31 protein-coding genes are annotated in these 26,591 nt (G+C 66.5%); 18 read left to right on the forward strand and 13 right to left on the reverse strand.

Annotated features, from left to right (window positions below):
• Nucleotides 1–19 precede the first annotated feature (19 nt).
• The 10 genes from flgK to flgB all read right to left on the reverse strand — a co-directional run bounded on the left by flgK (nt 20) and on the right by flgB (nt 9,492).
• Nucleotides 20–1,996, reverse strand: coding sequence for a flagellar hook-associated protein FlgK (gene flgK, locus AAN986_RS02910; RefSeq protein WP_047219522.1), 1,977 nt, complete (start codon nt 1,994–1,996; stop codon nt 20–22).
• Nucleotides 1,997–2,010: 14 nt separating this feature from the next.
• Nucleotides 2,011–2,991, reverse strand: a complete 981-nt coding sequence (gene flgJ / locus AAN986_RS02915) for a flagellar assembly peptidoglycan hydrolase FlgJ (RefSeq protein WP_016449309.1) — start codon at nt 2,989–2,991, stop codon at nt 2,011–2,013.
• Nucleotides 2,988–4,136 (reverse strand): flagellar basal body P-ring protein FlgI, encoded by a 1,149-nt coding sequence (locus AAN986_RS02920; protein WP_016449310.1) that lies wholly within the window; start codon nt 4,134–4,136, stop codon nt 2,988–2,990. The genes flgJ and AAN986_RS02920 overlap by 4 nt, the downstream gene beginning before the upstream one ends.
• A gap of 20 nt (nt 4,137–4,156) precedes the next feature.
• Nucleotides 4,157–4,864, reverse strand: coding sequence for a flagellar basal body L-ring protein FlgH (locus tag AAN986_RS02925; protein ID WP_012202559.1), 708 nt, complete (start codon nt 4,862–4,864; stop codon nt 4,157–4,159).
• Between the two features lie 201 nt (nt 4,865–5,065).
• Complete coding sequence (gene flgG / locus AAN986_RS02930; protein ID WP_012202560.1) at nt 5,066–5,848, reverse strand: flagellar basal-body rod protein FlgG; 783 nt, start codon at nt 5,846–5,848, stop codon at nt 5,066–5,068.
• Between the two features lie 22 nt (nt 5,849–5,870).
• The gene (locus AAN986_RS02935; protein ID WP_016449311.1) at nt 5,871–6,611 is read right to left on the reverse strand and encodes a flagellar basal body rod protein FlgF; all 741 of its coding nucleotides are present in this window, start codon (nt 6,609–6,611) and stop codon (nt 5,871–5,873) included.
• Nucleotides 6,612–6,640: 29 nt separating this feature from the next.
• Nucleotides 6,641–7,906 (reverse strand): flagellar hook protein FlgE, encoded by a 1,266-nt coding sequence (gene flgE, locus AAN986_RS02940; protein WP_016449312.1) that lies wholly within the window; start codon nt 7,904–7,906, stop codon nt 6,641–6,643.
• A gap of 40 nt (nt 7,907–7,946) precedes the next feature.
• On the reverse strand, nt 7,947–8,609 hold the full coding sequence (locus AAN986_RS02945) for a flagellar hook capping FlgD N-terminal domain-containing protein (RefSeq protein WP_016449313.1): 663 nt from the start codon (nt 8,607–8,609) through the stop codon (nt 7,947–7,949).
• Between the two features lie 34 nt (nt 8,610–8,643).
• Nucleotides 8,644–9,048, reverse strand: a complete 405-nt coding sequence (gene flgC, locus AAN986_RS02950; protein ID WP_016449314.1) for a flagellar basal body rod protein FlgC — start codon at nt 9,046–9,048, stop codon at nt 8,644–8,646.
• A 30-nt stretch (nt 9,049–9,078) separates the two neighbouring features.
• Nucleotides 9,079–9,492, reverse strand: a complete 414-nt coding sequence (gene flgB / locus AAN986_RS02955; RefSeq protein WP_013800365.1) for a flagellar basal body rod protein FlgB — start codon at nt 9,490–9,492, stop codon at nt 9,079–9,081.
• Nucleotides 9,493–9,726: 234 nt separating this feature from the next.
• Here flgB and flgA point away from each other — a divergent pair, with 234 nt between their 5' ends.
• The 3 genes from flgA to AAN986_RS02970 all read left to right on the forward strand — a co-directional run bounded on the left by flgA (nt 9,727) and on the right by AAN986_RS02970 (nt 11,338).
• Nucleotides 9,727–10,491, forward strand: a complete 765-nt coding sequence (gene flgA, locus AAN986_RS02960) for a flagellar basal body P-ring formation chaperone FlgA (RefSeq protein WP_016449315.1) — start codon at nt 9,727–9,729, stop codon at nt 10,489–10,491.
• 78 nt (nt 10,492–10,569) lie between these two features.
• A complete protein-coding gene (gene flgM, locus AAN986_RS02965) occupies nt 10,570–10,890 on the forward strand; it encodes a flagellar biosynthesis anti-sigma factor FlgM (protein WP_016449316.1) in 321 nt (106 codons plus the stop codon).
• A 76-nt stretch (nt 10,891–10,966) separates the two neighbouring features.
• Nucleotides 10,967–11,338, forward strand: coding sequence for a hypothetical protein (locus AAN986_RS02970; protein WP_016449317.1), 372 nt, complete (start codon nt 10,967–10,969; stop codon nt 11,336–11,338).
• A gap of 388 nt (nt 11,339–11,726) precedes the next feature.
• On the opposite strand, the gene fliE is transcribed toward AAN986_RS02970, so the two are convergent.
• Nucleotides 11,727–12,044 carry a flagellar hook-basal body complex protein FliE gene (fliE, locus tag AAN986_RS02975; RefSeq protein WP_016449318.1) on the reverse strand — a complete coding sequence of 106 codons (318 nt, stop codon included), beginning with the start codon at nt 12,042–12,044 and terminating at the stop codon, nt 11,727–11,729.
• A 177-nt stretch (nt 12,045–12,221) separates the two neighbouring features.
• Here fliE and fliF point away from each other — a divergent pair, with 177 nt between their 5' ends.
• The 13 genes from fliF to fliR all read left to right on the forward strand — a co-directional run bounded on the left by fliF (nt 12,222) and on the right by fliR (nt 23,724).
• Nucleotides 12,222–13,922 carry a flagellar basal-body MS-ring/collar protein FliF gene (gene fliF, locus AAN986_RS02980; protein ID WP_026062017.1) on the forward strand — a complete coding sequence of 567 codons (1,701 nt, stop codon included), beginning with the start codon at nt 12,222–12,224 and terminating at the stop codon, nt 13,920–13,922.
• Nucleotides 13,923–13,948: 26 nt separating this feature from the next.
• Nucleotides 13,949–14,944, forward strand: a complete 996-nt coding sequence (gene fliG / locus AAN986_RS02985; protein ID WP_012202571.1) for a flagellar motor switch protein FliG — start codon at nt 13,949–13,951, stop codon at nt 14,942–14,944.
• The gene (locus tag AAN986_RS02990) at nt 14,937–15,827 is read left to right on the forward strand and encodes a FliH/SctL family protein (protein ID WP_016454330.1); all 891 of its coding nucleotides are present in this window, start codon (nt 14,937–14,939) and stop codon (nt 15,825–15,827) included. Before fliG ends, AAN986_RS02990 begins: the two co-directional genes overlap by 8 nt.
• On the forward strand, nt 15,817–17,235 hold the full coding sequence (fliI, locus tag AAN986_RS02995) for a flagellar protein export ATPase FliI (RefSeq protein WP_016449321.1): 1,419 nt from the start codon (nt 15,817–15,819) through the stop codon (nt 17,233–17,235). The genes AAN986_RS02990 and fliI overlap by 11 nt, the downstream gene beginning before the upstream one ends.
• Before the next feature lie 56 nt (nt 17,236–17,291).
• The gene (gene fliJ, locus AAN986_RS03000; protein WP_016449322.1) at nt 17,292–17,756 is read left to right on the forward strand and encodes a flagellar export protein FliJ; all 465 of its coding nucleotides are present in this window, start codon (nt 17,292–17,294) and stop codon (nt 17,754–17,756) included.
• 3 nt (nt 17,757–17,759) lie between these two features.
• Nucleotides 17,760–19,235, forward strand: coding sequence for a flagellar hook-length control protein FliK (locus AAN986_RS03005; protein ID WP_016454328.1), 1,476 nt, complete (start codon nt 17,760–17,762; stop codon nt 19,233–19,235).
• Nucleotides 19,236–19,489: 254 nt separating this feature from the next.
• Nucleotides 19,490–20,062 carry a flagellar basal body-associated FliL family protein gene (locus AAN986_RS03010; protein ID WP_016449324.1) on the forward strand — a complete coding sequence of 191 codons (573 nt, stop codon included), beginning with the start codon at nt 19,490–19,492 and terminating at the stop codon, nt 20,060–20,062.
• Between the two features lie 18 nt (nt 20,063–20,080).
• Nucleotides 20,081–21,085, forward strand: coding sequence for a flagellar motor switch protein FliM (gene fliM / locus AAN986_RS03015; RefSeq protein ID WP_016449325.1), 1,005 nt, complete (start codon nt 20,081–20,083; stop codon nt 21,083–21,085).
• Complete coding sequence (fliN, locus tag AAN986_RS03020; protein ID WP_016449326.1) at nt 21,075–21,506, forward strand: flagellar motor switch protein FliN; 432 nt, start codon at nt 21,075–21,077, stop codon at nt 21,504–21,506. Before fliM ends, fliN begins: the two co-directional genes overlap by 11 nt.
• A 10-nt stretch (nt 21,507–21,516) precedes the next feature.
• Complete coding sequence (locus AAN986_RS03025) at nt 21,517–21,852, forward strand: flagellar biosynthetic protein FliO (protein WP_012202579.1); 336 nt, start codon at nt 21,517–21,519, stop codon at nt 21,850–21,852.
• Nucleotides 21,845–22,630, forward strand: a complete 786-nt coding sequence (gene fliP / locus AAN986_RS03030; RefSeq protein ID WP_016449327.1) for a flagellar type III secretion system pore protein FliP — start codon at nt 21,845–21,847, stop codon at nt 22,628–22,630. The genes AAN986_RS03025 and fliP overlap by 8 nt, the downstream gene beginning before the upstream one ends.
• Nucleotides 22,631–22,654: 24 nt before the next feature.
• A complete protein-coding gene (gene fliQ, locus AAN986_RS03035; RefSeq protein ID WP_012202581.1) occupies nt 22,655–22,924 on the forward strand; it encodes a flagellar biosynthesis protein FliQ in 270 nt (89 codons plus the stop codon).
• 29 nt (nt 22,925–22,953) lie between these two features.
• On the forward strand, nt 22,954–23,724 hold the full coding sequence (gene fliR / locus AAN986_RS03040; RefSeq protein WP_012202582.1) for a flagellar biosynthetic protein FliR: 771 nt from the start codon (nt 22,954–22,956) through the stop codon (nt 23,722–23,724).
• Between the two features lie 48 nt (nt 23,725–23,772).
• Here fliR and AAN986_RS03045 read toward each other — a convergent pair whose 3' ends face one another.
• Nucleotides 23,773–24,402, reverse strand: a complete 630-nt coding sequence (locus tag AAN986_RS03045) for a response regulator transcription factor (RefSeq protein WP_016449328.1) — start codon at nt 24,400–24,402, stop codon at nt 23,773–23,775.
• Between the two features lie 39 nt (nt 24,403–24,441).
• The gene (locus AAN986_RS03050) at nt 24,442–25,590 is read right to left on the reverse strand and encodes a response regulator (protein WP_349335569.1); all 1,149 of its coding nucleotides are present in this window, start codon (nt 25,588–25,590) and stop codon (nt 24,442–24,444) included.
• A 119-nt stretch (nt 25,591–25,709) separates the two neighbouring features.
• Between AAN986_RS03050 and AAN986_RS03055 the strand changes: the two genes are divergently transcribed.
• Both AAN986_RS03055 and AAN986_RS03060 read left to right on the forward strand, forming a co-directional pair.
• Entirely contained in the window at nt 25,710–26,156 is a 447-nt protein-coding gene (locus AAN986_RS03055) for a hypothetical protein (RefSeq protein WP_016449330.1), read from the forward strand.
• Between the two features lie 52 nt (nt 26,157–26,208).
• Nucleotides 26,209–26,571: a response regulator gene (locus tag AAN986_RS03060; RefSeq protein ID WP_016449331.1), complete on the forward strand. Its 363-nt coding sequence runs from the start codon at nt 26,209–26,211 to the stop codon at nt 26,569–26,571.
• Nucleotides 26,572–26,591 lie beyond the last annotated feature (20 nt).

Genomic DNA, 26,591 nt, shown 5'->3' on the forward strand with positions numbered 1-26,591 from the left:
GTTGGATCTCCTCGCGAAATTAGCGGCCCACGGCCTGAAGCACACTGTCGAAAATGCCCTGCGCCACTTGCAGCATCTTGGCCGAGGCCTGATAGGACTGCTGATACTGCAGCAGCTTGGCCGCCTCTTCATCGAGGTTCACGCCTGACACCGCCGTACGGTCTGCCTCGAGGTTGGAGGCGATGGTCCCGGAGAGCTTGGCTGCGTAAGTGGCGCTCTGGGTGCGCGCGCCTACCTGCGCGATCGCGCTGGAGAATCCATCGCTGAGTGAAGTACTCTTGTCGAATACCTGCTTGTCGCGCAGGTCCAGGAAAGCCGATCCGTTGCCCGCGTTTCGCAGATAGCTGTCGCCATATTGCGGATCCAGTGCATTGCCCACGCGCAGGGAATCTCCATGGTGAGGGGTTCCTGTAAGGGTAACGGACCAGCCGTCGACCGTGATGGGCTCGCCCGATACATAGGGATGTGCGACACCGTTGCCCGATGCCGCGCCCGTGAAGCTGTAAGTGACGGCACCGGTTGTCGCATCCACCTGAAAGCTCAACTGCACTCCAGAAGGAGTTGGAGGCAGTGCTGAAGTGGGCGACAGCATTTTCAGCGAAGTCATCTGCAGATTGCCCTTGTTGCCTTCAGCCATGCCGGCGGTGATGGGATTGGCAATTGCCAGATCCCGGGCAGACGATACAAGCGCCTTGAAGTCGTGAGCGGCGGCAGAAAAAGGCTGGAACAGCACGCTCTGGTTGGCCGCGCCTGGCGCGGATATCTCGAAGCGCAGTCCATCCACCGTGGTGTTTGCAAGGTCGGTGACGTTGGCGAACTCCGTGGTCTTGTTGTCCGACAGCCGGACCAGGGAGAGGGCCCCCCCGGTCTTGAACACCACTTTGTAGTCGGACGCGGCATAGGCCGTGTAGTCCAGCGCAGCCTTGGGATTGCTGGTGGAGGTTTGGTCGACGAACTGCACCTGTGCGGTGATGCCAGAGATCGTCGTGCGGCCCGCTATGGCCGTGGGTACCGTGAACAATGCTGTGCCGCGCGTGCCATCCTGTGTCAGGCCGCTTTGGTGCTGGGTATTCATGGCTGCGCCCAGGGCGGCTGCCATGCGCCCGAGCAGGTTGCGGCCTTCCGAGAGATCACTACCCTGGAATTGGAGCAGGCCGGCGATTTCACCGCCTCCGAGCATTCCAGGCGAGAGCTCCACATCCGTCCCGCCGGATTGCTTGAAGTACAAGGTCATCTGGCCACTGCCGGGGTATTGGGACGATTCCCTGACTTCTAGCTTGGCCGCATTCTGGCCCAGTACCAGCGGCTGGCTTCCACCCACGAACAGGCTGATGGAACCGTCATCAGCCGGAATCTGAGTGGTCTGGACGTACTGGTTCATGTCGCGCACCAACTGGTCACGCTGATCCAGCAGATCGTTGGGTGCATGGCCTGTGGCAATGGACTGGCTGATCTGCCCGTTGAGCGTTGCGATCTGGCTGGCAAGGCTGTTGACCACGGTCACGTCATTGCCCATCTGCTGGCGTGTGTTGTAGTCCAGCTCCTCCAACTGTGCAGAGGACGAGCGAAAGCGGGCCGCCAGTTCGTTCATGCGGGTCAGCACCACGCTGCGCGCCGTCGGATCCGTGGGTGCACCGACGATGTCGGCGAACGAATTCATCATGTCCGTGATGGCCGCGCCCAGGCCGGTCTTGCCGCCGCTGAACACTTCCTGCATCTGCGCCAGCGAGGTGGCGCGCGCCGAATCGGCCGCCGACACGGCGCTGGCCGTGGCCGCCTGGCGGTTCAGCAACTCGTTGAAGTTGCGCAGGATGGTGTTCACATCCACGCCATTGCCGATGTAGCCGCTGCCCATGTTCTGGCCCGGCGAGGTCTGGAAGGCCACGCTCTGGCGCGAGTAGCCGGCCGTGTTGACGTTGGCGATGTTGTGGCCGGTGGTCTGCAGGGCGATCTGATTCGCCATCAGGGCGCGGGATCCGACGTTCAAAAGGCTCATGGCGTGTTCTCGGTTTAGGCTTGTGCGCGTGCCGCGCTCTGCACGGCGCTCTGGATGGCGCGGCTGAGCTTGCTGGCGTATTCGGGATCGGTGGCGTAGCCGGCTTTCTGCAGCTCGGTCGCATAGGCCAGGGCCGAGTCGGTCTTGCCCATGGCTTTCTCGTAGCGCGGATTGCTGGTGATCAGCCGCGCATAGTCGCGGAAGGACTCCTCGTAGGAGCCGTAGGCGCGGAACTTGGCTGTGACCTTGCGCGCCACGCCGTCGATGTATTCGGTGGTCGTGACCTCGGCGACCTTGCCCGTCCAGCCCTTGCCGGCCTTGATGCCGAAGAGGTTGTGGGCATTGCTGCCATCGGCGTTCTTGATCTCGCTCTTGCCCCAGCCGGTCTCGTGGCCGGCCTGGCCCAGCATGAAGGCGGCCGGAATGCCGCTTTCCTGCGCCACGCGCGCCGCAGCGTCGCCATGGTGGGCCACGAAGTTGTCGCGGCCCTTGGGCGCGGGTGCGTAGGCGTTGACGGACTGGGCCGCGCTGCTGCGGCTGCCGCTCCAGGCGCCGATGGCAGCGGTGCCGCCGGCGGCGCCATTGGCATTGGTGGCCGTGCTGCGCCAGGCGATGCGGCTCATGCTCAGCGTGGAGGGCACGGAGATCTCGGCATCCTCGGCGGCTTCCGAGCCCATGGTGCGGGCCAGCTGGCGCGTGATGGCATCCGACAGTCCGCCGGGCTGGCCCGACATGGCCACCGACAGCTGCTGGTCCAGCATGTCGGTGCTGAGGTTGCCCTGTGCGCTGTCGAGCAGGCCGGACTTCATGGTCGCCTCGCGCATGCTCTTGATCATCTCGCGCATGAACAGCGATTCCAGCTGTTTGGCGGTTTCCTTCGCGGCCTGCGGGCTGTTCTCGCCGGCCGCGAACTTGAGTGCGTTGAGGGACCGGGCGTCGGCCGCCAGCGCATTGCTGGCCGCAGTCTGCGATCCATTGGGAAGTGCGATGCTCATATCACCTCCAGTTCGGCGTTGAGAGCGCCTGCGGCCTTGATGGCCTGCAGGATGGCCAGCAGGTCCTGGGGCGTGGCGCCCAGCGTGTTGAGTGCGCGCACCACGTCGGTGAGCTGCGGGGAGCCGGGCATGTTGATGATGTTGCCGGGCTCCTGCTTGATCTGGATGTCGGACTTCTGGGCCACCACGGTCTGGCCCTGCGAGAAGGCGCCGGGCTGGCTGATCACCGGCGTGGTGCTGATGGTGATGGCCAGGTTGCCGTGGGCGATGGCGCAGGGGCCCAGGGTCACGGCCTGGTTGAGCACGATGGAGCCTGTGCGTGCGTTGATCACGACCTTGGCCGAGGGCTTGGAGGTCTCGATCGGCATCTCCTGGATCTCGGCAATCATGCGCACGCGCGATCCCGGGTCCTGGGGCGCGGATACGCGCACGGTGCGCCCATCCAGCGCCTGCGCCACGCCCTGGCCCATGCGCTGGTTGATGGCGCGCACCACCTTGTCGGCGGTCTGGAAGTCGGTGGCGTTCAGGCCCAGCGTGATGCTGTCGCCTTCGTTGATCGGGGTGGGAACGGCGCGTTCGACCTGGGCGCCCTGCGGCACGCGGCCCGCGCTCAGGTGGTTGATCTGTACCTTGGAGCCGCCGGCCGAGGCGCCGGCGCCGCCGACCACGAGGTTGCCCTGGGCCAGCGCGTAGATCTCGCCGTCGGCACCGCGCAGCGGCGTGGTCACCAGGGTGCCGCCCTTGAGCGACTTGGCATTGCCCACGGAGGAGACGACCACGTCGATGGTCTGGCCTGGCTGGGCAAAGGCCGGCAGCTCGGCGGTGACGATCACGGCCGCCACGTTCTTGAGCTGCAGCTGGCCCGCGTTGCCTGTGGCGGGCAGCGAGATGCCCATCTGCTCCAGGTAGTTGGCCAGGGCCTGCTTGGTGTAGGGCATCTGGGTGGTCTGGTCGCCCGTGCCGTCGAGGCCGACCACCAGGCCGTAGCCGGTCAACTGGTTGCTGCGCACGCCCTGGATGGCAGCGACCTCCTTGATGCGTGTTGCATGCGCCGGCAGGGTCAGCATGCTGGCGCCGAGGGCGGCTGCAACCCAGAAGGGGCGCTGCGCTTGGCGCAATGTCAGGAGCATGGACAGTACTTTCATGCTGTCCATTCTCCGGAGAATCAGAACGGCATAACGTTCAAAAAGAACCGGGACAACCAGCCAATTGACTGCGCTTCCCCGGCCTGCCCGCGGCTGCGCGATTCCACGCGCACGTTGGCCACCTGGGTCGATGCGACCAGGCTGCCGGGCTGCATGGTGCGCGGGTCCACCGTGCCCGTGAAGCGCAGCACATCCACGTTGTGGTTCACGCCGATCTGCTTTTCTCCGGCGATCACCAGATGGCCGTTGGGCAGCACATCGACCACCGTCGTGCTGATGGCGCCCGTGAACGTGTTGTCGCTGGACGTCGAGCCCGAGCCCGTGTAGTCGTTGTTGTTGTTGAAGCCGATGTTGGAGCGGTCCTTGAGATTGGCCAGCGCATTGCCCGAAAACAGCGGCAGCGCCGAAATCCCGGCCGTGGTCTTGTTGGACCGCTTGAGGCCCGAATCCGACTTCTGGCTGGCCGTCACACGCTCCACGATCTGCACCGTCACCAGGTCCCCCACCAGGCGCGCACGCCGGTTCTCGAAGCCGGGCCGGTAGCTGGCCGCGTTGAACAGGCTGCCCGTGGGGCTGCCCGCCACCGGGGCGGGCTGCGGCAGCACCGGCGGCGCCGTGGACGGCATGTCCACCGGCGGCGGGTCATTGAGCGTCGTGCAGCCCGACAGGACTGCCGCCAGCGCCAGGCACGTGCCCGTCGCGGAAAGGGAGAAGGTTCGTTGGGTCATGGCGATGTTCCCGGTGTTTCAGTGATCCATGCTTCGCATGAACCTGGCGAGCCATAGGCATGTGGCGCGACCCCGGAGACCGGCGCGGCCCAGGTCAGGGACGCCGAGCAAGGGCCGCCCCGCAGCGAGGGCGTCGTCCCCCTCCCTCGCGAAGCGAGTAGAGAGGGGGAAGCGGCGAAGCCGCTCAGGGGGAGAGATCAATTACAACTGCGCCAGCTTGGCCAGCATCTGGTCCGACGTCTGGATGGCCTTGGAATTCATTTCATAGGCGCGCTGGGTCTGGATCATGGTCACCAGCTCCTGCACCACGTTCACGTTCGAGCCTTCCAGGTAGCCCTGCTTGATCATGCCCATGCCGTTGACACCGGGCTGGCCCTGCTGGGGCTGGCCCGAGGAAGCGGTTTCCGTGAACAGGTTCTGGCCGCGCGGCTCCAGGCCGGCCGGATTGATGAACTGGCTCATCGCGATGTTGCCCACCTGCTGGGGCGCGGCCTGGCCGGCCATGGTCACGCTGACCACGCCCTCGGGGCTGATAGACACCTTGGTCGCGCCCTGGGGAATGGTGACGCCGTTGGCGATGGGCATGCCGCTGGCAGTCACCAACTGGCCCTGGGCATCGACCTGGAAGGAGCCGTCGCGGGTATAGGCCGTGGTGCCGTCGGGCATGTTGACCTGGAAGAAGCCGTTGCCGTCGATGGCCACGTCCAGCGCATTGTTGGACTGCTGCAGGGCGCCCTGCAGGAAATTGCGCGAGGTGGCCACCGTGCGCACGCCCAGGCCCAGGTGCAGGCCCGTGGGCAGCTGGTTCTGCTCGGTGGTCTGGGCGCCCGACTGGCGCAGGTTCTGGTAGATCAGATCCTCGAACACCGCGCTGGCGCGCTTGTAGCCCGTGGTCGAGACGTTGGCCAGGTTGTGGGAGATCACATCCAGCTGGGTCTGCTGGGCTTCCATGCCGGTCTTGGAGATGAACAGCGAATTGATCATGGCGTTTTCCTTTTCAGTGCTTTCAGCCGTTCATGCTCAAGAGTTGGCTGGCCGTCTTGTCATTGGTTTCTGCGGTCTGCAGCAGGCGCATCTGGGTCTCGAACTGGCGGGCGGCGGCAATCATGCCGACCATGGTCTCCACCGAATTCACGTTCGAGCCTTCGATGGCGCCCGACAGCAGGCGGGCGTTCTCGTCGTTGGGCAGCGGCTCGCCGTTGCCCGTGCGGAACAGGCCGTCGTTGCCGCGCACCAGCGCAGCGTCCTCGGCCGGCGTGGCCAGCTTGACGCGGCCCACGGCCACGGGCAGCTGGTTGCCGGTCTTGGCGGTCAGCGTGCCGTCGGAGCCCAGGGAAATCGTGGACTCGGGCGGAATGTCGATGGGGCCGCCGCCGTCCGACAGCACGGCCTGGCCGTTGCTGTTGACCAGCTGGCCCTCGGGGGAAACCTCGAACACGCCATTGCGTGTGTAGGCTTCCTGGCCGTCCAGGCCCTGGACGGCGAACCAGGCGCGGCCCATGGCCATGGCGTCCAGTGCGCGGCCCGTGCGCTGGGTGGGGCCGGGCGTGTCCACGTAGCCGGAGGTTGCTTCCAGCGCGAACACGCGCGTGCCCGCGCCGCTGCCCTGCAGGGGCACGGAGCGGAAGGTGGACATTTCGGCCCGAAAGCCATTGGTGCCGGCATTGGCCAGGTTGTGGGCCAGCACGGACTGACGCTGCGCCGCTGCGTTGGCGCCCGTCATGGAGGTGTAGATGATGCGGTCCATGCCGGCTCTCCTGACTCAGTTCTTGGCTATCAGCGCAGGTTCACCAGGGTCGAGAAGACCTGGTCCTGGGTCTTGATGGTCTGGGCATTGGCCTGGTAGGCGCGCTGCGCGGTCATCATGTTCACCAGCTCGGCGGTCAGGTCCACGTTGGAGTCCTCCAGCGCGCCCGAACGCAGCGAGCCGAAGGTGCCCGACTCGGCCGTGCCGTTCAGCGCCGGGCCCGAATCGGCGGTCTCCACCCACTTGTTGTCGCCCACGGCACCCAGTCCCTGGGTATTGGTGAAGGCGGCCAGGGCGAGTTGGCCTTCGGTGCGCGTCACACCGTTGGAGTAGGTGGCCACGATGGAGCCATCGTTGCCGACGTTGATGCCGGTGAGCGCGCCAGCGGTATAGCCGTCCTGCTTGAGGCTGCTGACCGCGAACTTGGTGCCGAACTGGGAGACATTGGAAAAGTCCAGCGTCACACTGACGGAGCCCGGGGTTGGCGAATTGGGATTGTTGGTCTGGATGGAGGCAACCGCAGGGCTGGGAGCGACTGTCTTGAGCTTGCCTGCAGCGTCAAAGGTCAGTGTTGCCAGCAAGGTCGCTGTCTTGGGCGGGTTTGCCGTAGGGTCATCAAGGCCGTCATAGACCTTCCAGGTATTGGCGGTCGCGTCCTTCTCGAAGTACATCTGCACAGGTGTGGCCACGCCTTGGCTGTCATAGACATTGACCGATGTGCCATAGGTGGCGCGAGGAGTGGCCGGGATCGGTGGCGTTTTGGTGGCATCGCCTGCAGCCACGGTGGCACGGGCATCGAGGTTGAGATTCACGTCGATCTTGGTCGTGGTCTTGGCCGCGATCGGCTGGCCCGAGGGGAAGACCATGGGCACGGGCTGGCCGCCGGCCAGCACCTTTCCCGTGGTGGCGTCCACGGGGTAGCCCATGACGTTGTCGCCCTGCACGGTCTTGAGGTTGCCCTGCTTGTCCAGGCCGAAGTTGCCGGCGCGCGTATAGGCCGTGCTGCCGTCGGGCTGGCGCACGACGAAGAAGCCGTTGCCGTTGATGGCCACGTCCAGGTTGTTGCCCGTGGTGGTGATCGGACCCTGGCGGAACTGCTGGGTCACGGCGGCCACATTGACGCCGATGCCGCTGTTCTGGCCGCTGGCCGAGCCGACGGCGCTGGCCACGGCCTCGGCGAACTCGGCGCGCGAGGACTTGAAGCCCGTGGTGTTGGCGTTGGCGATGTTGTGGCCGATCACGTCCAGGTTCTTGCTGGCGGCGTTCAGACCCGAGAGGCCTTGTTGGAATCCCATGGTGTGCTCCTGCGATGGTTTGGGGTGTTTGGTGCGGTGTTCAGTACACGGCCTTGACGGAGGTGTAGGCGACGTTGGTGCCGTCGTCCAGCTCCAGCGTCAGCTTGCCGTCGGTGGTGCCCGTGGCAAGCACCGCGTGGGGCGACAGCGTGGTCGAGGCCACGGCCTTGTCGGCATTCGTGGCCTGCACCGTGTAGCGCAGCTGGCTGGCATCGCCCGTGTACTTGCTGCCGTCCCAGGTGAAGTAGTTGCGGCCCGCGGTGCCGCTGCCCAGCTCGACGGTGTCCACCAGCTCGCCGCCGGCCGTGGTGATCTGCACCTTGACATCGGCGGCCGGGCCTTCGAGGTCGAAGGCCGCCGTATAGGACTTTTCCTTGCCCACGCCCAGGGTGTTGCCCTCGGTCAGCACGGTGCGGCCGATCATCTGCGTGCCCTGCAGCACCTGCATGGCCGTGAACTGGCCGGCCATGCTTTCCATGGTCTTGTTCAACTGCTGGATGCCGGTGACGGTGTTGATCTGCGCCATCTGCGAGGTCATCTGCGCGTTGTCCATGGGATTCATGGGATCCTGGTTGTTCAACTGCGCGACCAGCAGCTTCAGGAAGCGGTCCTGCGCTGCTGCGGGGTCGGTGTTCGAATTGCTCGTGGTGTTCTTGCTGTTGAGGTCGGCCGTGCTGGCGACGCTGCCTGCGCCATAGATCATGGGAGTGGCTCCTGGAATGTGGTGCGGACGGGGCTCACTGGCCCATCTGCAGGGTTTTGAGCAGCAGCGACTTGGTCGTGTTCATGACCTCGACGTTGTTCTGGTAGGAGCGCGAGGCCGAGATCATGTTGACCATCTCGTCCACGGCGCTGACGTTGGAATGCGTCACATAGCCTTCGGCATCGGCCAGCGGGTGCTGGGGATCGTGGATGCGGCGGCCCGGCGTGTTGTCCTGGCTGATGGCGCTGACGCGCACGCCCGAGGAGCCTTCCTCGCCCATGGGCACGGTCTGGAAGACCACCTGGCGCGCCTGGTAGGCCTTGCCGTCGGGGCCGGCCACGGCATCGACGTTGGCCAGGTTCGAGGCCACGACGTTCAGGCGCTGGGACTGGGCGCTGACGGCACTGCCGGAGATGCTGAAGATGGAGAACATGGACATGGGAAAGCTCCTGTGATCTGTGGCGCCGGCTTACTGGCCCTGGATGGCCGACAGCATGGTCTTGGCCTGGCCGTTCAGAAAGCGCAGCGTGGCTTCGTAGCGCACGGCGTTGTCGACGAAGTTGGCGCGTTCGCGGTCCAGGTCCACGGTGTTGTTGTCCATGTTGGTCTGGGCCTGCACCGAGTAGCCGAGATGGCTTTGCGCGCTCTGCCCCGAGGCGGCGGCAGGCAGCGGAATGTGGCCGCCCTGGCTGACGCTGGCCAGCGTCATGGGCGAGGGGCCGGAGGTGACGGCCGTCAGCGCCTCGCGGAAATTGAAGTCGCGTGCCACATAGCCCGGGGTGTCGGCATTGGCGATGTTGCTGGCGATTGCACGCTGGCGCTCGGCGCGCAGCACCAGCGCCTTGCTCTGGAAGTCCAGTCGTTCAGTCATCTTGTCGAGCATGTCGGCCTCGCCCTCTGGGATTTGCGGTGATCGGTTGACGAAATGGCGGCAGCCCACGGACTGCGGCATGCGTCGATTATGGAAATCGGGCCCGAACGCTAAAGCGCAAAGAAAGCGCGTTTGCCTGCGCAGTTCGGCGCTTCGGAAAACGGCGCCCGCCCTATATTTGCTGGCATCGCTCCATGTATCCCGCCCATCCTGACGGGGTGCCGGAGCAAGTCAGGAGCCCCAGCCATGTCGAACTTCAGCACCGCCCATCCGCCTTCCGCCGCCCGAGCCTTCGCCCGCGCCGCCGCATGCGCTGCGCTCGCCGCTGGAGCATCGCTGGCAGGCAGCGCGTTCGCGCAGAACGCGCCCGATGGCGCGGCCCAGCTCAGCCAGATCGGCCAGCGCTTTGCCGACGAGGCCCTGCAGCAGGGCATGGCCGGTGCGGGCGCCCTGCCCCTGCGCATGGAAGTGCAGATGGGCCAGCTCGATCCCCGCCTGCGCCTGGCCGCCTGCGCCAAGGTCGAGCCCTATTTGCCCGCAGGCTCGCGCCTGTGGGGCCGTACCCGCCTGGGCCTGCGCTGCCTGCAGGGCGCCGTGGCCTGGAATGTGTTCCTGCCCATCACGGTCAAGGCCTGGGGGCCTGCCTGGGTGCTGCAAAACGGCGTGCCTTCGGGCCGCCCGCTGTCGGCCGACGACGCCGTCCAGGCCGAGGTGGACTGGGCCGAGGATTCGGCCGCCGTCTACGCCAACCAGCAGGACTGGGTGGGCCTGGTGGCTTCCCGCCCGCTGGCCGCAGGCCAGGCACTGCGCCAGAACATGCTGCGCACGCCGGCGCTGTTCGCGGTGGGTGCCGAAGTGCGTGTTCTGGTCAATGGTGGTGGTTTTTCTGTCACATCGTCGGGCAAGGCCATGTCTGCCGCCGGCGAAGGCCAGACCGTGCGGGTTCGCATGGATAATGGCCGGCTCATCTCCGGGGTGGTGAATCCCGAGGGCGTGGTGCTGGTGCAGTAAAAAAACCTCAAGTTTTGTTCCAGGCAGTCGAAAGCTAGGCACAGCGCCTTACGCCGCCAGGGCGATTGGAGAATCAAGATGAAGATAGGTCAAAAACCGGAACTGCCCGCCGCTGCCTCCCAGGCCGCCGCCAAGCAGCCCAAGACAGCCAGCGCCATTGCCAGCGAGGAATCCTCCGCACAGGCCCAGCCTGCCAAGGCGGCCGGTGTTCCCGTGTCGTTCTCGAACTCGGCCCGCGCACTGGACCAAACTGGTCGTGCCACCGCCGACTTCGATGCCAACCGCGTCAAGGAAATCCGCGAAGCCATTGCCAACGGCACCTTCCGCGTGAACGCCGACGCCGTGGCCGACAAGCTGCTGGCCAACTCCGAGGAATTCCTCTCGCACTCGCGCGTCTGAGCGCGGGTTCGGTTCTTTCTCTGTTTTTTCCTTCCGGCGCGAGCACGCGCTTTCTTTTTTCAGCAAGGCCTGACCCATGACTCTCAGCGAGATGCTCGATTCCCTGGACGCGGTGGTCCGGATGGTGTCCGCCTCGCTGCAATCGAAGGATGCGGTCGCGCTGGAGCAGTCCAGCACCCGGCTGCGCGATGCCATGGCTGCGTTTTCCGAACTGGCCCGCCGCTTCAGCGCGGCCGACTGGACGCAGGAGCTGCGCGAGCGCGCCCAGGCACTGGGCGAGCAGATGGCCATGCAGCGCGACCAGCTGGCGCGCATGGCGGTGGTGGCCCAGCACCAGGCGGCGGCGCTGATTCCCCAGGCTTCGGACCAGGCCACGTATGGACGTGACCTGTATGGACACCCTCACGCCGGACCGGGCAAGGCGCGCATCTACCACTCGGCCAGCTGAAGCAGCCTCCTTCTTCCTTTTTTCCTGTCCTGATCAACCCTTCGGCATGCGTGCCCGAGGGTTTTGTCTTTTCCGGGGTGGCGTCGGCGTGACGCGCCTGCCGGCCGGTGCAGGCAGGGCTGCGCATCGGAAGGCGACCCTCCATGCGCGGGAGGAGGTCACGCTTGCTGAAAAAGACGGGGTGCTTTGGGCCGTGCGGTGACGGGCGGCCAGGAATGGGGAGGGTGGGCAAAGGCCCGGTTCGGCGAAAGCGGAACAACGCCTTGAAGAAGGCCGGATCCTGCGCGTGCCGGAAAGACGCAGCCATGCGATGGTGCGCGCAAATGCTGTTGGGTCTGCGGTCTGCGGTTTGGGTGGGCAAAGAGGGTCCGGCCGGGGCCGGACGTCCTCAGACCTGCATGTTCATCACGTCGGTATAGGCCTGCACGAGCCGGTTGCGCACCTGCATCGTGGCCTGGAAGCCGATCTGTGCCTTTTGCATGGCGATCATGGTTTCTTCGAGGCTGACGGCCGGGTTCTCCAGCTGCACTTCACGCTGCAGCTGGCTGGAGTGGTTCTGGGCTGAACTGACGGACTGCAGCGCGCCTTGAAGGGCCTGGCTGAAGCCGCCAGCCGCCACTTTGGTCGATGCGTCGCCTGCGCCCACGCCTTTGGGGAGCTGGGTGCCGTACAGGGGAGAGGTGGTACTGGGGATGCGAAGGTCCATGACACATTCCATCGGAGTTAGCAAGATGACGAGATCGTAGGTCGGCAGGGTTTTCGCATCCGGGCAAATAGAAGGTCAAACGGCGCGCTTATCGGGCGAATGTGAAGCGGCGGACTTCGAATAATCGACAGCACGCTAGGGTCCTGTGTGTGCAGGGCTCGAACACCTGGAACCAAGATGTCTGCTGTCGCTGAAATCCCTGTCCCCCAAGCCACTCCCGTCCCCCAGCCTGCCCTGCAGCAGCGCTGGACGGCCATGGACCGTGGCCAGCGCCTGCGTTGGGGCGCGATCGCCGTGCTGCTGGTTGTCGCCGTGGGGGCGGCGGCCATGTTCTACCGCCAGCCGGACTACAAGGTGCTGTTCTCCAATCTGAGCGACAAGGATGGCGGCGCCATCGTCGCCCAGCTGTCGCAGATGAACGTGCCATACCGCTACACGGAAGGCGGCGGCGCCATCCTCATCCCGTCCGACCGCGTGCACGATGTGCGCCTGAAGCTGGCCACCCAGGGCCTGCCCAAGGGTTCGGTGACGGGCTTCGAGTTGATGGAAAACAGCAAGTTCGGCATCACCCAGTTCCAGGAACGCCTGAATTTCCAGCGCGGCCTCGAAGGCGAGCTGACGCGCTCCATCCAGGCCCTGGCCGCCGTGCAAAGCGCACGCGTGCATCTGGCCCTGCCCAATCAGAACGGCTTTTTCCGCGAGCAGCAAAAGCCTTCGGCCTCGGTGCTGCTGAGCCTGTACCCCGGCCGCGTGCTGGACCGCACGCAGATCGCGGGCATCGTGCACCTGGTGGCCTCCAGCGTGCCCGAGATGGCGCCCACGGCCGTGAGCATCCTGGACGATTCGGGCAAGCTGCTGTCGCAGTCGCCCGACGGCAACGCCAACGCCGTGGACATGCAGCAGCTGAACTACACCCAGCAGATCGAGCAGCAGTACGTGCGCCGCATCCTGGATATCCTGGAGCCTGTGGTCGGCAAGAACAATGTGAAGGCCCAGGTCTCGGCCGAGATGGATTTCAGCCAGACCGAATCGACCTCGGAGCAGCACCGCCCCAACCAGTCCTCCGACGCGGGCGTGGTGCGCAGCCAGCAGGTGGTGGAGAGCACGGGCGAGCAAAAGCCGCCCCAGCCCACCGGCATCCCCGGCGCCACCAGCAACCAGCCGCCCCAGAACGCGTCCGCGCCGGTCAATGGCGCCAATCCCGCACCCCAGGCGGCCGATGGACAGAACGCCGTGCGCTCTGCCAGCAAGCGCGAGTCCATCACCAACTACGAAGTGGACAAGACCGTGCGCCACACACGCGGCAGCACGGGCAGCATCAAGCGCCTGACGGCCGCCGTGGTCATCAATGCGCCCCTGGTGGCGGCCGCTGCGCCGAATGCAGCCGGTGGCGCCACCGATGCCGCCACCGTTGCCGCCGCAGCGCGCGGCCTGACGGCGGCGCAGCAGGCGCAACTGCTGACCCTGGTGCGCGAGACCGTGGGCTACAGCGCCGAGCGCGGTGACTCCGTCAACCTGGTCAGCACCCCCTTTGTGCAGGACGAAGCGCCGGCCGAGGTGCCGCTGTGGCGCCAGCCCGAAGTGCTGGACATGGCCCGCAGCCTGGGCGTGCCCATCGGCCTGGCCCTGTTCGGCGCCATCTTGCTGCTGGGCCTGGTGCGCCCCATGCTCAAGGGCCGCAAGACGGCTGCCGTGGGCGGTCAGCTCAATGCCATCGAGGGCGAGCAGCTGGACCGTCCGGCGCTGGCCGGACCTGCTGTCGATCTGTCTCCCACACAGGAGCAGGTGCGCCTGGAGCAGGCGCGCCAACTGGCCAAGCAGAACCCGATCGCGGTGGCCAACATCGTCAAGACCTGGATCAACGGCGAGGCCACCTGAGCCTGCCAAACACGGATTGCTGAGATATGGACGAACGAGGCCTGAACGACGCCGCCATCTTGCTGGTCTCCCTGGGCGAGGAGGAAGCGGCCGAGGTGTTCAAGCACCTCACACCCAAGGAAGTGCAAAAGCTCGGCGAGACCATTGCGCACATGCGCGGCGTCTCGCGCGAGAAGGTGGACTTCGTCATCAACCGCTTTGCCGATGACGCGGCCGCGCAAAGCCTGCTGGTGGACGACGCCAGCGGCTATGTGCGCTCGGTGCTCAAGCGCGCCCTGGGCGACGACAAGGCCGCGCTGCTGATCGACCGCATCCTGCAGGGCGGCGATGTCTCCGGCATCGAAAGCCTGAAGTGGATGGACCCGCTGTCGGTGGCCGAACTGCTGCGCGGCGAGCATCCGCAGATCGTGGCCGCCATCCTGGTGCACCTCGAGCACGAGCAGGCTGCTGCCGTGCTGATGCAGCTGCCCGAACGCTTTCGCAGCGAAGTCATGCTGCGCGTGGCCACGCTGGAAGGCATTCAGCCGACCGCGCTCAAGGACCTCAACGAAGTGCTGTTCCAGGTGCTGGCCGGCGGCGACAAGATCCGCAAGACCTCGCTGGGCGGCGTCAAGACGGCGGCCGAGATGATCAACAACCTCGGCGGCAATGCCGACGTGGCCGTGCTGGACACCATCCGCAACTACGACCCGGACCTGGCCCAGAAGATCATGGACAAGATGTTCGTGTTCGACGACCTGGTCAAACTGGACGATCGCTCGGTGCAGCTGGTGCTGCGCGAAGTGGTGTCCGAGACGCTGATCATCGCGCTCAAGGGCGGTTCGATGGAAGTGCGCGACAAGATCCTGGCCAACATGTCCATGCGTGCGGCCGAGTCGCTGCGCGAGGACCTGGAAGGCCGCGGCCCGATGCGCCTGTCCGAAGTGGAAGCGCAGCAAAAGGAAATCCTGAAGGTGGTGCGCCGTCTGGCCGAAGAAGGCCAGATCACCATCGGCAGCGGCGCGGAGGACAGCTATGTCTAGTGGGATGAATTCGCGCTTCATTCCCTCCGAGGAGATTGACGAGCGCCAGGTGGTGCAGTGGCGCTTTGGTGCCGTGGACCACATGGGCGGCCTGCAAAGCCTGCCCGGCCTGCCGAACATTCAGGGCGCCCCCGATGCACAGGCTGCACCCGGTGGCGCCGGCATGGCGCGCACACCCGCTTCCTCGTCCGGCTTCCACAGCCTGTCGCTGCCCGGGCGCTCCGATGCGCCCCGGCTGGACGCCGATTCCATGGTGCTGGATGTCGACGCCGACACGCCAGGCACGGCGGCATCCACCCCCGCCGTGGACGAGGAGCGGCTGCATGAATTGCTGGAGCAGGCACGCGCCGAAGGCCATGCCGAGGGCCTGGAGCAAGGCCGCCAGGAAGCCCGGCAGCAGTGGCAGCAGCACATGGATGACTATGTCTCCGGCACGGGCCGAGAGACGGCGCAGCGCGTGGACGCGCTGCTGTCCGGCCTGGACGCCGGCTTCAAGCAGCTGCAGGCGGATGCGGCGCAGGAATTGCTGAACCTGGCCTGCGACATCGCGCGCCAGGTGGTCCGCCAGGAGCTGCGCAGCCAGCCCCAGGCCCTGCTGCCCGTGGTGCGCGAGGCGCTGGACATGCTGGCCTCCGACGGCCGCGCCGCCACCGTGCGCCTGAACCCTGCCGACTTCGCCGTGCTGGACGAGGCGCTGCGCGCCGAGCATGGCGCCCAGTCCAAGGTGCAGTGGATCAGCGACGCTGGCGTGGCCCAGGGCGATGTGCGCGTGGAATCGGGCGGTGCCCAGGTCGATGCCGGCATGGACAAGCGCTGGCGCCGCGCCGTGGCCGCGCTGGGCCTGGTCTCCACCTGGTATGACGGAGAACGCGATGCCGGTTGATGCCTCCCTGGCCGATGCAGGCAAGCCCTGGCAGCAGCTGCTGTCCAATGCCCGCGCCCGCCTGCACAGCGACATTCCGCTGGAAACCCACGGCACGCTCACGCGCCTGACCGGCCTGGTGCTGGAGGCCACGGGCCTGCAGGTGCCGGTGGGCTCGCAGTGCTGGATACGCCAGGCAGGCCAGGACCCGGTGCTGGCCGAAGTCGTCGGCTTTGCCGGCGAGCGTGCGTTCCTGATGCCTGCGGGCGACATCCAGGGGCTGTCCAGCGGCGCCATCGTGACGCCGGCCGAACCCTTTGTCGCCCCGCTGCGCTTTGGCGACGGTCCCGAAGAGCCCGTGTCCATGGCGGCCGGCGTGCTGCGCCTGCCCATCGGCAGCGGCCTGCTGGGCCGTGTCGTGGATTCGCAGGGGCAGCCGCTGGACCATGGCGGGCCGCTGGCCGACGTCACGGCCGATCTGCTGGACCGCAACCCCATCAACGCCATGGACCGCGACCCGGTGCGCGAGACGCTGGACACCGGCGTGCGCTCGCTCAACGCCCTGCTCACCGTGGGCCGGGGGCAGCGGCTGGGCCTGTTCGCAGGCTCGGGCGTGGGCAAGTCCGTGCTGCTGGGCATGATGGCGCGCTACACCCAGGCGGACGTGATCGTCGTCGGCCTGATCGGTGAACGCGGCCGGGAGGTCAAGGAGTTCGTCGAGGACATCCTCGGCGCACAGGACCGCAGCCGCGCCGTGGTGGTGGCCGCGCCGGCCGATGCGCCGCCGCTGCTGCGCATGCAGGGTGCCGCCTACGCCACGGCCATTGCCGAGCATTTCCGCGACAAGGGCCAGCATGTGCTGCTGCTCATGGATTCGCTGACGCGCTATGCCATGGCCCAGCGCGAGATCGCGCTGGCCATTGGCGAGCCACCGGCCACCAAGGGCTATCCGCCGTCGTGCTTTGCCAAGCTGCCGGCCCTGGTCGAGCGCAGCGGCAACGGCCTCAACGGCGTGGGATCGATCACGGCCTTCTACACCGTGCTGTCCGAGGGCGACGACCAGCAGGACCCGATCGCCGATGCGGCACGCGCCATTCTGGACGGCCACGTCGTGCTGTCGCGGGCGCTGGCCGAGTCGGGCCACTACCCGGCCATCGACATCGAGCAATCGGCCTCGCGCGTGATGCACAACGTGGTCTCGCGCGAGCACTTCGAGCTGGCGCGGCGCTTTCGCGCTGTCTATTCGCGCTACCAGAAGGGCCGGGACCTGGTCCAGGTCGGCGCCTACATGGCGGGCTCGGACCCGCAGATGGACGAGGCGATACGGCTGCAGCCGGCCATGGCGGCCTTTCTGCAGCAAAGCATGTTCGAGTCGGCTTCCATGGACGAGAGCATCTCGGGCATGGCCGCCGCGCTCGGTGGTCAGTGATGCGGTGACGCGGCACTGAGATAACGCAACAGCGAACACAGGGAGGAAAACCCGGTATGTCGTCCTTGAATGCCTTGATGGTGGCCATCGATGCCGCGTCGCGCAAGCGTGACGAGGCGCGCCAGGCGGTGCAGGAGCGTCAGCGCTCGCAGCAGGCGGCGCAGGCGCAGATGGACCAGCTGCAGCACTACGTGCAGGAAATGCAGGCACGCTGGGGCGTGCAGCAGAACCAGTCCGTGCAGCCCGAAGTCATGTTCCACCAATACCAGTTCATGGACCGCCTGCAGCACGCCATCGGCCTGCAGACACGGGTGCTGGCCGACCTGGCCATCCGCCTGGAGGCCGCGCAAAAGGCCTTGATGGCCTGCGAGCTGCGGGTCAGCAGCCTGCGCAAGGTGGTCGAGGTGCGCCGCCGCGACCTGGCGCTGGGCCAGATGCGCCGCGAGCAAAAGGAAACCGACGAACGTGCGGCCATCCAGTTTTTCCGCCGCAGCTTCGGGCTGACATTCCAGGAGGCTTGACGCATGTCCACCAACCAGATCGAACAGCGCGCCGACGCGCGCAGCGCCATGCAGCGCACCATGGAGGGCGTGCGTTCCGCGCGCGCGGCGCAGCCGCCGTCCAATGAGCAGGCCGCAGGCTTTTCCTCGCTGCTGGCCGCCATGGATGGCATTGGCGGACTGCCGGACCTGGGCCAGGTCCTCGGCGATGAAGGGGCCGGCGCGCTGGCCAACCTCAAGGGCGCAATTCAGGGCAGCCTGAAGGATCCGGCTGACCTGTCCGGCCTGGCGCAGGGGCTGCTGCAGACGCAATTGCCGCTGCAGCCCCAGGCGGAGACGGCCGATATGGCCACTTCCGCGCAGGCCGATGCCATGCTGCTGGCCGCCAACGGCCAGGCGCCCTGGCTCAGCCTGGTCGGGCAGACCGCCCACCTCGATGGCAAGGGCGACCGCGACATGCTGCAGGGCGTGGCGGGCGACTGGTTGTCTGGCCGGGGCAGTGCCGCCATGCTGGCCTTGCGCCAGGAGCAGGGCGTGGTGGCGCATGCCGCCTTCATGGCGCCGCAACCTGCAGCGGGCGATGCCGCAGGCGCGGCGCTGGCCGCGAACGCCAACACGGCGGCGCTGGCTGGCGCAGTCGATGCCGCTGCAGCCGGCACGCCCGCCGATACCGCTGCGCGCCAGGGCGCCCAGGCACAGACACAGGCGGCCGATGTGCTGGCCGCCGTGCAGTCCGATACGGCGCTGACGGCCGCCGCAGCGCGCACGGCATCTGCAGCCCAGGCCACGCATGAGCACACACCCCAGGCGCTGGCGCCCGGCGTACGGCAGGACGCGGCCCTGGCGTCGGGCATTGCGCTCAACGGCATGGCGGCGGTGCGGCCCGCGGAATGGCGCGGCCTGTTCGAGCGAGCCCGCGAAGGTGGCACCGGCTCCGCAGAGTCTGCCGCCAACGGATTGCATGGGGTTGCAGCCGCCGTGGGCGCGGCCCACGCCGGCCAGTCCCTGGGACAGCAGGCCGCCGGACACAATGGCGCAGCCTTGGCCCAGCCCGACGCCCAGGCACAGCCGGGCAACTCCACCGAGCGCGAGCAGCAGGTGTCCGAGCAGGTGGCCTTCTGGGTGCACAACAAGAGCCAGAACGCCTCGCTGTCTGTCGAGCATGAGGGCAAGGCCATCCAGGTGCAGGTCAGCCTGCAGGGCAACGAGGCCCATGTGCGCTTTGGCGCCAGCGAATCGCAGGCGCGGGAATGGCTGGGCAACGGTGCCGACCAGCTGCGCGAGCTGCTGCAGGCCCAGGGCCTGCAACTGGCCGGCGTCAGCGTGGACGCGGGTGGCCAGTCCGGCAATGGCGAAGCGGGGGGGCGCCAGGGCGCGGATGCCCAGGCGCGCCAGGGCCGCGTGAGCGCCATGGTCGATGCCGCCGGCGTCACGGGCGGCAATGGCGCCGCACAGGCTGGTGGCCGCGCGGCGGCAGGCGGGGTGGATCTGTTCGTCTGATTCTTCCTGCGCTTCTTGCGGGGCGGCGCATGCGCCGTTTTCCGGGTTTTCAGAACAGGCCGGGTGGCGACAAGCTGCCCGGCCTGTGGCGTTTGGGGGCCATCAAGCCAGCGAGAAACCGGGGTTTCATGCGCTTATTCAGGCCATGGCCCGAGGTCCAATCGCCGAATAATTCCTGCCATGGGCCTGCTGCGTCATGGCGCCGCGCATGATGCGCGAGCGCGTGGCGGTCCCGCTCACCCAGAGGAATTCCAGTGTCTGCCACACCCAATGCCGCCAACAATGCAGCTCCCGCCCCGGCCAAGGGCAAGAAGCTGATCGTGCTGATCGTCATCATCGCCGTCCTGGCCATAGGCGCGGCCGCTGCCTTCATCCTGCTGTCCAAGCGGCACAGCAATGCCGATGAGGAGGAGGGCGGCTCCAGCAAGGCGGCCGTCACGGTTCCCACCTTCCTGCCGCTGGACAGCCTGGTGGTCAATCTGTCCGACCCGGGCGGCGACCGCTTCGTGCAGATCGGCATCACGCTGGAGCTGGCCGACGAGAAGACGGCCACTACGGTCAAGCAGTACCTGCCCAGCATCCGCAACGGCATCCTGATGCTGGTGTCCCAGCGCACGGCCGAGGAGTTGCTGGAGCGCGACGGCAAGGAACGCCTGGCTGCCGACGTGCTCAACGAAGTGTCCGCACCGCTGGGCTACGGCAACCAGGCCAAGGCCAAGAAGCGCAGTCGCGACGAGGATGCAGAGGACGAAGATGGCGAGCGCCGCCGCTCCCCTGGCAAGAACCCCGTGCGCCGCGTGCTGTTCTCCAGCTTCATCATTCAGTAACCGGGGAGGCAAGGCGCCATGAGCGATTCGTTTCTCTCCCAGGAAGAAGTCGATGCCCTTTTGGAGGGCGTGACCGGCGAGAGCCAGAAATCCACGACCGAGGAGGTCGAGGCGGGCATCATCCGCCAGTACGACATCTCCAGCCAGGAGCGCATCGTGCGCGGGCGCATGCCGACGATGGAGATCGTCAACGAGCGCTTTGCCCGCAACTTCCGCATCGGCCTGTTCAACTTCATCCGCCGCAGCCCCGAGGTGTCGGTGGGCACGGTGTCGGTGCAGCGCTACAGCGCCTTCCTGCGCGAGCTGGTGGTGCCCACCAACTTCAACATCGTCGCCATCCGCCCGCTGCGCGGCAGCGGCCTGGTGGTCTGCGATCCCTCGCTGGTGTTCGGCGTCATCGACACGCTGTACGGCGGTACGGGCCGGCTGCAGACACGCATCGAAGGGCGGGATTTCTCGCACACCGAGCAGCGCGTGATCAACCGCCTGGTCAACGTGATCTGCGAGGAATACAAGAAGGCCTGGCACGGCATCTATCCGCTGGAGCTGGGCTACCAGCGCTCGGAGATGCAGCCGCAGTTCGCCAACATTGCCACCCCCAGCGAAATCGTCGTGTCCACGGCCTTCCAGCTGGAGATCGGTGACATCTCGGGCTCCATCCACATCTGCATGCCCTATGCGACGCTGGAGCCCATCCGTGATGTCCTGTACTCCTCCACGCAGGGCGACTCCATTGAAGTGGACCGCCGCTGGGTCAAGGTGCTCAAGCGCGAAATCCAGGCCGCCGAGGTGACCCTGGTGGCCGAACTGGCGCGCGCCGACGCCACGGTGGAGCAGCTGCTGGCCATGCGCCCCGGCGATTTCATCGAACTCGACCGCGAGCCGCTGATCCGCGCCTCCATCGGCGGCGTTCCGATTTTCGAGTGCCAGTACGGCACTCACAACGACAAGTATGCAATCCGTGTCGAGCACTGCCTGCGCGGTGCCGATGCTGGCTGGATGGGAGAAAACAATGGCAACTGAAGACACGCAAAAGCCCGCTGGCGACGATCCGTTCTCGGGATGGGCAGAGGCATTGGACGAGCAGCGCGAGCGCGACGCCAAGCTGGAGGCGGAACAGGGCGGCCCGCTGACGGGCGAGCCCGTGCGCCCCTACGCCGGTGGCGGCGACGTGCCGGTCAACGACATCAACATGGTGCTGGACATCCCGGTGCAGCTGTCGGTGGAACTGGGCCGCACCAAGGTGCCGATCAAGTACATCCTGCAGCTGGCCCAGGGCTCGGTGGTCGAACTCGACGCACTGGCCGGCGAGCCCATGGACGTGCTGGTCAACGGCTACCTGATCGCCCAGGGCGAGGTGGTGGTGGTCAACGACAAGTTCGGTATCCGCCTGACCGACGTGGTCACGCCGTCCGAGCGCCTGCGCCGGGTCAGCCGTGGCTGAGAGCGCCGGCATGGGCCCGCTGTGGCCGACCCTGCTTACGGTCGTGGCCCTGGTCACGGCCATGGCTGCTCTGCCCTGGCTGCTGCGCCGCTTTCAGCAGCGCACGGCTGCGCTGCGTGGCGCAGCCGGCCTGCAGTCGCGGGTGCTGGGCGCCGTGGGCGTGGGCCCGCAGCAGCGGGTGGTGACGGTGGAAGTGGGCGAGGGCGCGCAGACCGTGCGGCTGGTGCTGGGCGTCACGGCGCAAAGCATCCAGTGCCTGCATGTGCTGCAGGCCCCGGCCCCTGCTGATTTTTCGGCTGCGATGGCGCAAGCGCGCAGCCTGCCTGCGGACGGTGCGAATGTCTGAATATTCCTGCAAGCGCCCGGCGCGCACGCTGAGCCAGGCCGCCGGCGCCGCAGCGCTGGCGCTGTGCTGCGCCACGCCCCTGGCCTCCTGGGCGCAGGGCGCGCCCGCCAGCCTGCCGCTGGTCATCGGCCAGGGCAGCGGTGGCACCAGTTTTTCGGTGCCCATCCAGACCCTGCTGTTCTTCACGGCGCTGTCGTTCCTGCCGGCCATCCTTTTGATGATGACGGGCTTCACCCGCATCGTCATCGTGCTGTCGCTGATGCGCCAGGCGCTGGGCACGCAGTCGGCGCCGCCCAACCAGGTGATCATCGGCCTGTCGCTGTTCCTGACGCTGTTCGTCATGGGACCCACCCTGGACCGCGTGTACCAGGAGGCCTATGTGCCCTACACCACGAATGCCGCGACCTTCGAGCAGGCCATTGAAAAGGCCGAGGCGCCCATGCGCGACTTCATGCTCAAGCAGACGCGCCAATCGGACTTTGCGCTGTTCGCGCGCCTGGCCAAGCTCGAAGCCGGCGTCACCGCAGAGACCGCGCCGCTGCGCGTGCTGGTGCCGGCCTTCGTGACCAGCGAGCTGAAGACGGCGTTCCAGATCGGCTTCATGATCTTCATCCCCTTCCTGGTCATCGACATGGTCGTGTCCTCGATCCTGATGTCGCTGGGCATGATGATGCTGTCGCCCGTGCTGGTGGCCCTGCCGTTCAAGCTCATGCTCTTCGTGCTGGCCGATGGCTGGAACCTGCTCATCGGATCGCTGGCGGCCAGCTTCGCCGTCTAGTCCCGTTTTATTGGAAATCCTTCCATGACCTCCCAATACGTGCTCACCTTCGGCCGCGAGGCACTGACCTTGCTGCTCATGATCTCCATGCCCGTGCTGGGCGTGGTGCTGGCCGTGGGCCTGGCCGTCAGTGTCTTCCAGGCGGTGACCCAGGTGCATGAGGCCACGCTGGCCTTCGTGCCCAAGCTCATCTCCGCCGTGCTGGTGTTTGCCATTGCCGGTCCGTGGATGCTGAGCACGCTGGTGGATTTCATCCGCCGCACCATAGAGACCATTCCGCAGGCGGTGGGCTGAGCCCTTCGCCGCGCGCAGGAAACGCCGCCGTGATCACCTTCAGCGAAGCCCAACTGGTGGCCTGGCTGTCGCCAGTTCTCTGGCCGTTTCTGCGCGTGCTGGCCATGTTTTCCGTGGCTCCCGTGTTCTCGCAGCGCGTCATTCCCATGCGGCTGAAGATCGGCCTGGCCTTCCTGGTCGCGGTGTGCGCGCAGCCCGTGCTGGGCGACCAGCCCGTGATCGGCATCAACTCGCCGCAGGCGCTGGGGACGCTGATACAGCAGGTCGGCGTGGGACTGGCCGTGGGCTTTGCCGTGCGCCTGGTGTTTGCCGCCGTGGAGGTGGCGGGCGAGGTGGTCGGCCTGCAGATGGGCCTGAACTTCGCCAGCTTCTTCGATCCCACGACCAATGCCCAGCTCAGCGCCGTGGCGCGCTTCATGGTCCAGATTTCCACGCTGCTGTTCATCGTCATCAACGGACACCTGCTGGTGCTGATGGCCGTGCTCAAGAGTTACGAGGCGTTTCCTGTGGACGGCAGCTTCCTGCAGGCCATCAACCAGATGCGGCTGCACGAGATGGGGGCGGCGGTCTTTGCCAGCGCCTTCTGGATCGCCCTGCCCATGGTCGCCATGCTGCTGTTCGTGAACCTGGTGCTGGGCATCATTTCGCGCGTGGCACCGCAGATGAACATCTATGCCGTGGGCTTCCCGGTCACGCTCACCGTGGGCCTGACGGGATTGATGGCCACGCTGCCGCTGCTCGAGCAGCCCCTGGTCGCCTTGCTGCAGCGCGGCATCGCGGTGTTTGGCACCTCAATGTAAGCAGTTGTGAAAAACAACAGATTTTCCGCTCTGCCGGCCGCAAAAGCCTCAGATCAGCTGGTTGTGGATGGCGTAGGCCGTGAGTTCGGCGTTGCTGCTCATCTGCAGTTTTTCCAGCACGCGCGCCCGGTAGACGCTGACGGTCTTGGGGCTGAGCATCAGCTCGGTGGCAATGTCGGTCAGCCGCTGCCCGGCCGCGATCTTGATCAGCGTCTGCAGCTCGCGCTCGGACAGGCTTTCATGCGGCACCTGGGGTGCGGGCTGGGCCAGGCTGTCGGCCAGCATCTGGGCCACTTCGGACGTCAGGTACTTGCGGCCCGTGGCCACCGTGCGCACGGCCTCGATCAGCAGCATCGGATCGCCCGCCTTGTTGGCATATCCCTGGGCGCCCGCCTTGAGGCAGCGCAGCGCGTACTGGTCCTCGGGGTACATGGAGACCATGAGCACCTTGATCAGCGGATGGGTCTCGCGCACGCTGGCCAGGGCCTCCAGGCCGCTGCGGCCGGGCATGTTGATGTCCAGCAGCAGCACGTCGCAGGCGGCGGTGCGCAGCTGTTCACGCAGCTCGGCATAGCTGCCTGCTTCTGCGGTGACGCTGATGTCCACTGCCTCGGCCAGGGTGTCGCGGATGCCCCGGCGCAGCACCGCATGGTCGTCGCACAGCACCACGTGGATCAAAGTCGGCCTCCTGGAAAAAGGGTCACGCCGCCATGGCGTTCAGCATTCATTGCCCGGGATATTAGGGCAAGCGCCGCCATCGTCCAGCGGAATGGAGACGATGACCGAGGTTCCGCGTCCGGCTTGACTGCTGACATCCAGCCAGCCCCGAACGGTGCGCGCGCGCTCGCCCAGACCGCGCAGGCCGAAGGATTCGGGCTTGTCGCGGGCGCCGTCGGCCAGGCCCACGCCGTCGTCCGTCACCTCCAGCGTGAGAAAACCTTCGCGGTCCGAGAGATCGATGTCCACATGGCGCGCCTGGGCATATTTGCCGACGTTGGTCAGCGCCTCCTGGGCCGTGCGGTAGGCCACCACCTGGATGTCGGGCGCGATGTCCATGCTTTCGCGGTTGCTGCGCACACGGGTGGGTACGCCCGTGCGGCGCTCGAAATTCTCGGCCAGCCACTGGACGGCGGCCACCAGTCCCTGGTCCAGCACGGGCGGGCGCAGGTTCATCATGATGCGCTGGCTGGCGCCCAGCGCGTGCTCCAGCATCTCCAGCGCAGCCAGCGCATGCTCGCGCAGCCCGCCCTCGGGCGCATTGCGCGCGATCCAGGCCACGTCGAACTTCACCGAGGTCAGCGAGCCGCCGATGTCATCGTGGATCTCGCGGGCGATGCTGGCGCGCTCGCGCTCGGTGGAGGTCTGCAGGTGCTCGGTCAGGTCGGCCAGGCGCCGCTCGGACGCCGCCAGCTCGGCCGCCGCGCGCCGGCGTGCCAGGCGGGCCTCGTGCACTTCCAGCGCATGCGAGACCACATGGGGCAGGCGCGTGATGTGGTCCTTGAGCAGATAGTCGCTGATGCCCTCGCGCATCACATCCACGGCGGCCGACTCGCCGATGGCGCCGGACAGCAGCACGAAGGGCGGATGCCCGGGCTGGCGGCGAACCAGCTCCCAGGCATCCAGCGCCGTGAAGCCGGGCAGGTGGTAGTCGGCCAGGATGAGGTCGAATGCCTGGTTGTGCAGCGCAGCTGCGGCATCATCGAGCGTGTCGACCACGACAATCTCGCAGACCAGCCCGCCGCGCAGCAGGCTCAGCCGCGCCAGCGCCTGGTCGGCGGCGGAATCCTCGATGTGCAGTATGCGCAAGGGCTTGTGCGGTGGTCTGGCATCCCCGGGGGCGCTATCATGAGATACATTTTGGAACATAAATGCAAATGGTCGTGTACACCAAGGGATGCGCGGCATTCCCGTGAACGATTGACAAGGGTTGGCCGTGCTGCAAGGCACGGCGCACGTTGGGCTGAAACGCTGGTGGTGGAGTAACAATGCAGTCAATGCACAAGCCTTCGGGCGAGCCTGCCGTCCCCATGCCCGTCATGGTGGCCGCAGACCTGCAGGATGCCTTGCTGGTGGCGATGCGCGATCTGCAGCGCCTGGAAGGCCTTCTCAATCACGCAACGCAGAACCTGCTGGACCGTTTCGACGAGACCCATGGCCAGCTGGCCGGCGAGGCGCTAGCCGCCTTGCCCCAGCTCGATGCCGCCCGGTCCACGTTGAGGCTGGCGGTGACCGAGTTGCAGTTTCACGACATGTCCTCCCAACTGATCGCCCATATTACGAAGATTTTGCAAGGCTGCGCGTTCCAGTTGGCCGCAGCCACCATGGGTGTGGACGAGGGAGAGGACGATTCCCTGGGCCTGCCGGCGATACCCGACCGGCCCAATCCCGTCACGCAAAGCGAGATGGATGCTGGCTCGGTCGAACTGTTCTGACCGCTGACCATGCACCCATCCACCTTTTATTGCCCGTCTGTTGGAGCTATACATGCGATCGATTCTGGCTGTTGATGATTCCCCCTCGATGCGAAAGATGGTGGCGTTCACCCTCGCAGGAGCGGGATTTCGCGTCGTGGAGGCCGTGGACGGCGTGGATGCGCTCGAAAAGGCCCAGCTCGAACAAGTCGATCTGGTGCTGGCCGACCAGAACATGCCGCGCCTCGATGGCATCGGCCTGACGCGCAAGCTGCGCGAAAACCCGAAGTTCCAGAACACGCCCATTCTCATTCTCACCACCGAATCCAGCGACCAGATGAAGCAGGCCGGACGCGCTGCGGGCGCCACGGGCTGGCTGGTCAAGCCCTTCGATCCGAACCGTTTGATCGAAGTCATTCAGAAAGTAATGCGTTGAGCCGATAAGTACGGGCAACA

This window comes from Delftia sp. DS1230 (genome assembly GCF_040112715.1).
GTDB lineage: Bacteria > Pseudomonadota > Gammaproteobacteria > Burkholderiales > Burkholderiaceae_C > Comamonas > Comamonas tsuruhatensis.

Coding starts and splice junctions, on each gene's coding strand:
- flgK (WP_047219522.1), bottom strand. CDS start 1,996: ATGAGCCTTTTGAACGTCGGATCCCGCGCCCTGATGGCGAATCAGATC.
- flgJ (WP_016449309.1), bottom strand. CDS start 2,991: ATGAGCATCGCACTTCCCAATGGATCGCAGACTGCGGCCAGCAATGCG.
- AAN986_RS02920 (WP_016449310.1), bottom strand. CDS start 4,136: ATGAAAGTACTGTCCATGCTCCTGACATTGCGCCAAGCGCAGCGCCCC.
- AAN986_RS02925 (WP_012202559.1), bottom strand. CDS start 4,864: ATGACCCAACGAACCTTCTCCCTTTCCGCGACGGGCACGTGCCTGGCG.
- flgG (WP_012202560.1), bottom strand. CDS start 5,848: ATGATCAATTCGCTGTTCATCTCCAAGACCGGCATGGAAGCCCAGCAG.
- AAN986_RS02935 (WP_016449311.1), bottom strand. CDS start 6,611: ATGGACCGCATCATCTACACCTCCATGACGGGCGCCAACGCAGCGGCG.
- flgE (WP_016449312.1), bottom strand. CDS start 7,906: ATGGGATTCCAACAAGGCCTCTCGGGTCTGAACGCCGCCAGCAAGAAC.
- AAN986_RS02945 (WP_016449313.1), bottom strand. CDS start 8,609: ATGATCTATGGCGCAGGCAGCGTCGCCAGCACGGCCGACCTCAACAGC.
- flgC (WP_016449314.1), bottom strand. CDS start 9,048: ATGTCCATGTTCTCCATCTTCAGCATCTCCGGCAGTGCCGTCAGCGCC.
- flgB (WP_013800365.1), bottom strand. CDS start 9,492: ATGCTCGACAAGATGACTGAACGACTGGACTTCCAGAGCAAGGCGCTG.
- flgA (WP_016449315.1), top strand. CDS start 9,727: ATGTCGAACTTCAGCACCGCCCATCCGCCTTCCGCCGCCCGAGCCTTC.
- flgM (WP_016449316.1), top strand. CDS start 10,570: ATGAAGATAGGTCAAAAACCGGAACTGCCCGCCGCTGCCTCCCAGGCC.
- AAN986_RS02970 (WP_016449317.1), top strand. CDS start 10,967: ATGACTCTCAGCGAGATGCTCGATTCCCTGGACGCGGTGGTCCGGATG.
- fliE (WP_016449318.1), bottom strand. CDS start 12,044: ATGGACCTTCGCATCCCCAGTACCACCTCTCCCCTGTACGGCACCCAG.
- fliF (WP_026062017.1), top strand. CDS start 12,222: ATGTCTGCTGTCGCTGAAATCCCTGTCCCCCAAGCCACTCCCGTCCCC.
- fliG (WP_012202571.1), top strand. CDS start 13,949: ATGGACGAACGAGGCCTGAACGACGCCGCCATCTTGCTGGTCTCCCTG.
- AAN986_RS02990 (WP_016454330.1), top strand. CDS start 14,937: ATGTCTAGTGGGATGAATTCGCGCTTCATTCCCTCCGAGGAGATTGAC.
- fliI (WP_016449321.1), top strand. CDS start 15,817: ATGCCGGTTGATGCCTCCCTGGCCGATGCAGGCAAGCCCTGGCAGCAG.
- fliJ (WP_016449322.1), top strand. CDS start 17,292: ATGTCGTCCTTGAATGCCTTGATGGTGGCCATCGATGCCGCGTCGCGC.
- AAN986_RS03005 (WP_016454328.1), top strand. CDS start 17,760: ATGTCCACCAACCAGATCGAACAGCGCGCCGACGCGCGCAGCGCCATG.
- fliM (WP_016449325.1), top strand. CDS start 20,081: ATGAGCGATTCGTTTCTCTCCCAGGAAGAAGTCGATGCCCTTTTGGAG.
- fliN (WP_016449326.1), top strand. CDS start 21,075: ATGGCAACTGAAGACACGCAAAAGCCCGCTGGCGACGATCCGTTCTCG.
- AAN986_RS03025 (WP_012202579.1), top strand. CDS start 21,517: ATGGGCCCGCTGTGGCCGACCCTGCTTACGGTCGTGGCCCTGGTCACG.
- fliP (WP_016449327.1), top strand. CDS start 21,845: ATGTCTGAATATTCCTGCAAGCGCCCGGCGCGCACGCTGAGCCAGGCC.
- fliQ (WP_012202581.1), top strand. CDS start 22,655: ATGACCTCCCAATACGTGCTCACCTTCGGCCGCGAGGCACTGACCTTG.
- AAN986_RS03050 (WP_349335569.1), bottom strand. CDS start 25,590: ATGTTCCAAAATGTATCTCATGATAGCGCCCCCGGGGATGCCAGACCA.
- AAN986_RS03055 (WP_016449330.1), top strand. CDS start 25,710: ATGCAGTCAATGCACAAGCCTTCGGGCGAGCCTGCCGTCCCCATGCCC.
- AAN986_RS03060 (WP_016449331.1), top strand. CDS start 26,209: ATGCGATCGATTCTGGCTGTTGATGATTCCCCCTCGATGCGAAAGATG.